This window comes from Candidatus Methylomirabilis sp., from assembly GCF_028716865.1.
Lineage (GTDB): Bacteria > Methylomirabilota > Methylomirabilia > Methylomirabilales > Methylomirabilaceae > Methylomirabilis.
The window spans coordinates 61,342-67,341 of the sequence record NZ_JAQUOY010000016.1 but is presented as its reverse complement, the minus strand read 5'-3'; the positions used below and the strand labels follow the sequence as shown (position 1 = coordinate 67,341).

Here is a 6,000-nt window from a genome sequence, read left to right as displayed (position 1 = left end):
GATCGCGGACATGGCCCATCGAGGCCGTCACGACAAACTCCTTGCCGAGATATTTACCGATCGTCTTCGCCTTCGCAGGCGACTCGACAATCACTAATGACTTAGGCACGCTCTGTGTTTCCTCCCTATACCCCGTGTTTTATCGGCCTGAGCCGCTTCGCAAAACTTTTCCCCGGTAGCTCCTCAATCATGCCCTTCAGCATCAATGACAGCAACAGTGAAGCCATCTTTCCGGCCGGAAGCTGAGTCCGATCGATCAGGTCATCGATCTGCAGGGGCCCGGCCTCCAGGGTATCGACGATCAGGATCTCGTCCTGCTCAAGGGGAGGACTGGCACAGGTCACATCTCTTCCCGCCTGTGTTGGAAGAGTGAGTTGCGGCTCAAGCTCCTCCCAGATGTCCTCCCAACCTTCCGTCAGTTTCGCGCCCGCCTTAATAAGCTGGTGACACCCGCTGCTGGATCGGGATGTGGCCTGTCCGGGGACAGCGAAGACTTCGCGCCCCTGCTCCAGCGCGTAATTCGCCGTGATCAACGCTCCGCTCTCGAGCCCGGCTTCAATCACGACTACGCCGCGCGCCAGCCCACTGATGATCCGGTTACGCCGTGGGAAGTGGCCCGGCTTGGGCGGTGTAAAGATGGGAAACTCACTGATCAGGGCGCCCTGTGCGGCAATCCGATCGGCCAGTTCCGCGTGCTCGGGGGGATAGGTCACCCCTAGTCCGCATCCCAGCACTGCGATGGTCCGGCCGGCAGCGTCCAGCGCCCCCCGATGCGCTGCGGCATCGATCCCACGAGCCATCCCGCTTACGATCGTGACCCCGCGCTCTGCGAGCTCCCCGCTGATTTGCTCGGCCATCGCGCTGCCGTACGGCGTTGCCTTTCTGGAACCGACAATCGCGACAGCGACCCGATCCTTCGGCTGAATCGTACCCCGCAAATAGAGGACCGGCGGAGGAGAATAGATGGCTGCCAGCAATTCCGGATATCGCTCGTCACCAAACCGTACTAGACCGAGACCTCTCGTCTCGATCACCCGCAACTCCCGGTCAAGGGCGTCTCGCCAGGGAAAGCGGGCAACAGCTCGCGCGATCTGCTGGCTAATGCCTGGAACCTGCTCGAGCGCCTCGGCCTTTGCCCCGAGTACGGCTTCGGCTGACCCGAGCGCCTGGACCAGGCGGTGAAACGTCGCCGCGCCAACATCGGGGATCAGACCGAGTGCTAACCAGGCATCCCGCTCTTGAAGGCGTCCCTCAATATTTGCCATTATCCGACACCCCTCAGCAGAAAGGCATAGGGTATAGGGGTTAGGGTGGAGGGTTGAGGGCCTAGGGTAGAGGGTTGAGGGAAACCCCGGCGTTACTTTGTCCTATACCCTATACGCTATACCCTATACCCTAGAGAAAGGCAAGTGGCAGGCAAACGGCGAGGAGGCGGTGTTAACCCCCTTCGCCTTTCGGCGTGTCGGCGGAGCCCCCATCGGAAACACCAAGGCTAGGCGCCACGCCGCCGAGGGCGGCAAAACCATACTCCAGCAGCGCTGCGGCCTCGGCCCATCGACGGGAATCGTTGAGCAGTACAGCGATCAGTCGATGATCGCCCCGCGTGGCCGACGCCACAAGGCAGCGACCGGCCCGTTCGGTATAGCCGGTCTTGACGCCGTCCGCACCGAAGAACTGCCCGAGAAGTTGATTGTGCGTTCGAAGCTCCTTCCGCTTTACCACCTTTCCGTTCCGCCCCGTCAGGATAGCGAGCCGAGCCTCTCGGGTCTGCACCATGCGGGCGAATGTCGGATTACGTAAGGCCTGGCGGGCGAGAATCGCTAAGTCATGGGCGGTCGAGTAGTGATCCGGGTTGTCAAGCCCGTGAGGATTGGCGAAATGGGTTCCCTGCATCCCGAGAGAGTTTGCCTTTGCATTCATCTTCTCGACAAATCCCTCTTCGCTCCCACCGACGTGCTCGGCCGCCGCCAATGCGGCATCATTCGCGGATTTGAGCAGGATCGCCCACAACAGGTCTCTGAGTACAACTCGCTGGCCGCGTCTCAGTCCCAATCCGGTTCCCGTAACGGCAGCCGCTCGTTCACTGATCACCACCTTGTCATCAAGCCGCCCCTCCTCCAGGATGAGGAGCGCCGTCATGATCTTTGTTGTGCTGGCCGGGGAACGCTGCTCCATGTGATGTCTGGCAAACAGGATCGCGCCTGTATCGGCATCCATCAGGATCGCTGACGCTGCACTCAACTGATCAGGATCGGTCAGAAACCAGCCGAGATCAGAGGTGGCGCTCCAGCGTCCTGTCTGCCGTGTCGGCACAGGCGGGTCCGCGGGATGACCTGTTTGCGCGTGCTGTACGGACAGTTCCGATGTCGACGGGAGGGTAAGATCTTCTCGACTCCTTGCGGGACGCGAAGACCTCGCCCAGACCGGCATACTGGCGGCAAGGAAGATACTGAACGCGACAAGAGCAATCCATCTCTTCCCTCTTTCCACGGGCTCCTCCTTACCTACGATGTGCCGAACAGCTCGGTCTCAACCAGTTGACAGAGGGCGTGACCGAGTGTCGCGTGGACCTCCTGGATCCTGGGTGTTGATTGGGAGGGGACCACGAATGCATAGTCTGCCAGCCCGGCGAGCTTTCCCCCATCCCCGCCGGTGAACGCGACGGTACAGAGCTGCATCTTGCCTGCCGTTTCTATCCCGCACACGACACTGGGAGATTGACCGCTCGTGCTGATCCCGATAGCAACATCGCCGGCAGAGCCCAAGGCTTCAATCTGGCGGGCAAAGACCTGAGCGAACTCCCGATCATTACTGATGCTGGTCAGAATAGAACCGTCGGTCGTCAGGGCGATAGCAGGCAGCGCAGGCCGATCGAGCAGGAAATGGTTCACAAGCTCGCCGGCGAGATGCTGGGCGTCGGCGGCACTTCCGCCGTTACCGAAGACCAGGATCTTCCGTCCGGCCCGCAGGACCCCCGCAATGGTTACCGCCGTTCGGACCACCAGGTCCAGGTGGCCTTCCAGGAAGGCAAGCTGGAGCCCGGCGCTCTCACGGAATACCGCCTCGGCGATGTCTCGATACGAATGAGAGGTTCCAGGTTCCATATTCCGGGTTTCAGGTGTCATTTTCAACATTCGCAGGGCTCTTACGTGAAACGCGAATCCTGGCGCGTGAAGCTGACAACTGTATCGCACCAATCCCTATCTTATTGGAGGTACTACCTTATGGCGAGTTGAGTTGTCAAGGGAAAAGTCGAAACGACCCCCGCACCGGGGGATCTGCGACTACCGCTTATCCCTTGGCTTTAGCCTTGGCGGGGGGAGCTTTCAGTTTGGCTCGCTCCCACGTACGCCACTCATACACAATGGGGGAGGCGACAAACCAGGAAGAGTAGGTACCAATGCAGACACCGGCGATCAGCGCAAGGGAAAAATCATGGAGCACCTCCCCACCCAGTATGAAGAGGGCGAGTAAGACCAGGAGGACCGTGAGCGACGTCACGATAGTCCGGCTCAAGACCTCATTGATGCTCATGTTGATGACGTCTCCCAGCGATTCTTTCCGTCGGCCTCGAAGATTCTCACGGATTCGGTCGAAGACCACCACGGTATCTGTCAACGAATAGCCGGCGAGGGTAAGCAAGGCGGTGACAATGAGGAGGGTGATCTCCGCGTTTAACACATAAAAAAACCCCAGAACAGCTAGGATATCATGTAGGGTGGCGATGGCCGCTGCCACCCCGAACTTGAACTCAAAGCGCCAGGCGATATAAGCGATGATGCCGAGCATGGAAATGGCGATGGCCCACAGAGCGGCTTTTTGAAGATCCTTCCCGATGGCCGGCCCGACCTCGTTCGTCCCCTCCACCACAAACGGATTATCAGGCAATCCTTTCGAAAAGATATCCTGTACCCGCTGAGCCATTCCTGCCTGGCTGCCCTCCGCCCGCTTCAAGCGAACCATGATGCGGTCTCCACCGGCAAATTGCTGGGGCTCACTGTCCTTCAGGCCGCTCTCCGTCAGCAGCGTCCGGACTTGGCCAAGATCCACCGGCTTACTGAATTTAAGCTGAACAGAGGTACCGCCGGCAAAGTCAATCCCGAGATTCGCCGCGCCTCGCCCGATCTGAACGATCGCGACAACTCCCAGGAGGCAGAGAACAGTGGAAACTGCGAACGCAATCCTCCGCCAAGAGACAAAATCGATCGTTGTCTTACCGAGAATCTCAATCATAGCAAGTTTATTGTTCACAGTTCATAGTTCAGAGATTTTCTACCCACGAACTCTCAACTATGAACCATCAACATCCTTAGATACTAAGTGTTTTCAGGTGCCACCGCCGAGTCATCCAATCGTAGATCACCCTGGTCCCCGTCAAGGCGGTCACCAAGTTGAAGATCACCCCGAGGCTCAGGGTGACCGCGAACCCTTTCACCGGCCCCGTCCCAAACAAAAACAATGCAAACGCGGTAATCAGCGTCGTCACGTGGGAGTCGATAATGGTGAGGAATGCTTTATCGTAGCCACCGTCGATGGCCGACCGGACTGCCTTGCCTAATCGGAGCTCTTCACGGATCCGCTCCAGGATCAACACGTTCGAGTCTACCGCCATCCCGATCCCAAGGATGATGCCCGCAATACCAGGCAGCGTCAGCGTCGCCCTGAGGCTGGCCAGCGCTCCCACCAACCAGATAAGATTCAAGAGCAGCGCAAAATTCGCGATGACACCAGACAACCTGTAGTAGATTGCCATGAAGGCAATGACGAGGACGCCGCCCAGAATCGCAGCCCGCACACCCTTTTCAATGGAGTCCAGACCCAAGGATGGGCCAACCGTCAGATTCGAAATGATATTGACAGGCGCAGGAAGCGCGCCGGCTCGCAGCACGATCGCCAGGTCCCTGGCCTCCTCCATGGTGAAGCTTCCGGAGATCTGGGCCTTGCCGCCTGGGATCTTCTCCCTGATGGCCGGCGCCGAATAGATGGTGTCATCCAGAACGATGGCCAGGCGTCGGCCGACGTTGGCCGCCGTGGCCTCGCCAAAGAGACGGGTGCCCTCCTGATCAAAGGCTATCGAGACCACCGGCGCATTGGTCTGGCTATCGATCTGCACCTGAGCCGAGGTGAGCAGATCACCCGTCAAGATGGCCCGCTTCTGCACGACAAGGGGGGTCTTGCTGACCTTTTCCCCCTCCTCCATACGACGTACGTAGAGAAGCTCGTCGCCCTCCGGGACCTTTCCCGCCACTGCCTCAGCAATATTGGCATCCTCCGCCACCAGCTTAAACTCCAGAAGGGCGGTCTTGCCGATCAGATTGATCGCCCGCTGCGGCTCCTTGATGCCTGGGAGCTGAACTACGATCCGCCGGTCCCCTTCCTGTACGATGTGAGGCTCGGATACGCCGAACTGATCGACGCGATTCCGGATGGTTTCCAGGCTTTGTCGGAGGGCGGACTCCTGGATCCGCTTTACTTCGCTCGATGTGAGGCTCAGTGTGAGTTCAGCCGGATCAGCACCACCGGACTGTTGTAGGTTGCTATAGCTCTTCAGGATTCGGCGCAAGCCCTCCAGACCCTCCTTCGCCTGAAGCCTGATCCTGATCCGGTCGTTTCCCTCGCGAGTCATCTGCTCGACGAGGATCTTCTCCTTCTCGGTTTCCCGACGTAATTCGGCAATCAGCCGGTCAACGGTATTTTCTACCGCCTTCTCGGTCACAACCTCCAGCACCAGGTGCATCCCCCCCTGCAGGTCGAGGCCAAGATTGAGTCGCTCAGCCCGTGGAAGCAACGGCGGCAATAGCGAGGGGAGTGACGACCGGCCGGATAGCGTGGGAAAGAGGTAGTAACCGGCTATGACCGTCACCAGCAGAAGGGAGAGGAACTTCCATGTCACGCTTTTATTCATGATGTGTTGCTCGTCCCTTCAATGAAAGGCGACGCCTCAGGAAAAATCGGACGGCAAAATATACGGAAAAGGTCGTGAAAAAGCAATGGAAAAGT

General features: G+C 58.8%; 6 protein-coding genes. All 6 read right to left on the bottom strand.

All coding sequences use genetic code 11. The annotated features are described in order from the left end of the window. Window positions 1-94 (bottom strand): toprim domain-containing protein (locus PHV01_RS07970; protein WP_337290629.1); only part of this gene is annotated, 94 nt, incomplete at its 3' end. Window positions 95-125: 31 nt separating this feature from the next. Next, window positions 126-1,265 (bottom strand): DNA-processing protein DprA, encoded by a 1,140-nt coding sequence (dprA, locus tag PHV01_RS07965; protein ID WP_337290627.1) that lies wholly within the window; start codon window positions 1,263-1,265, stop codon window positions 126-128. A gap of 172 nt (window positions 1,266-1,437) precedes the next feature. Beyond that, a complete protein-coding gene (locus tag PHV01_RS07960; RefSeq protein WP_337290626.1) occupies window positions 1,438-2,490 on the bottom strand; it encodes a D-alanyl-D-alanine carboxypeptidase family protein in 1,053 nt (350 codons plus the stop codon). A gap of 14 nt (window positions 2,491-2,504) precedes the next feature. Beyond that, a complete protein-coding gene (locus PHV01_RS07955; RefSeq protein ID WP_337290625.1) occupies window positions 2,505-3,104 on the bottom strand; it encodes a D-sedoheptulose 7-phosphate isomerase in 600 nt (199 codons plus the stop codon). A gap of 187 nt (window positions 3,105-3,291) precedes the next feature. Further along, the gene (gene secF, locus PHV01_RS07950) at window positions 3,292-4,233 is read right to left on the bottom strand and encodes a protein translocase subunit SecF (RefSeq protein WP_337290624.1); all 942 of its coding nucleotides are present in this window, start codon (window positions 4,231-4,233) and stop codon (window positions 3,292-3,294) included. A 76-nt stretch (window positions 4,234-4,309) separates the two neighbouring features. Next, window positions 4,310-5,905, bottom strand: coding sequence for a protein translocase subunit SecD (gene secD / locus PHV01_RS07945; protein WP_337290623.1), 1,596 nt, complete (start codon window positions 5,903-5,905; stop codon window positions 4,310-4,312). Between the last annotated feature and the right edge of the window lie 95 nt (window positions 5,906-6,000).

Coding starts and splice junctions, on each gene's coding strand:
- dprA (WP_337290627.1), bottom strand. CDS start 1,265: ATGGCAAATATTGAGGGACGCCTTCAAGAGCGGGATGCCTGGTTAGCA.
- PHV01_RS07955 (WP_337290625.1), bottom strand. CDS start 3,104: ATGGAACCTGGAACCTCTCATTCGTATCGAGACATCGCCGAGGCGGTA.
- secF (WP_337290624.1), bottom strand. CDS start 4,233: ATGATTGAGATTCTCGGTAAGACAACGATCGATTTTGTCTCTTGGCGG.
- secD (WP_337290623.1), bottom strand. CDS start 5,905: ATGAATAAAAGCGTGACATGGAAGTTCCTCTCCCTTCTGCTGGTGACG.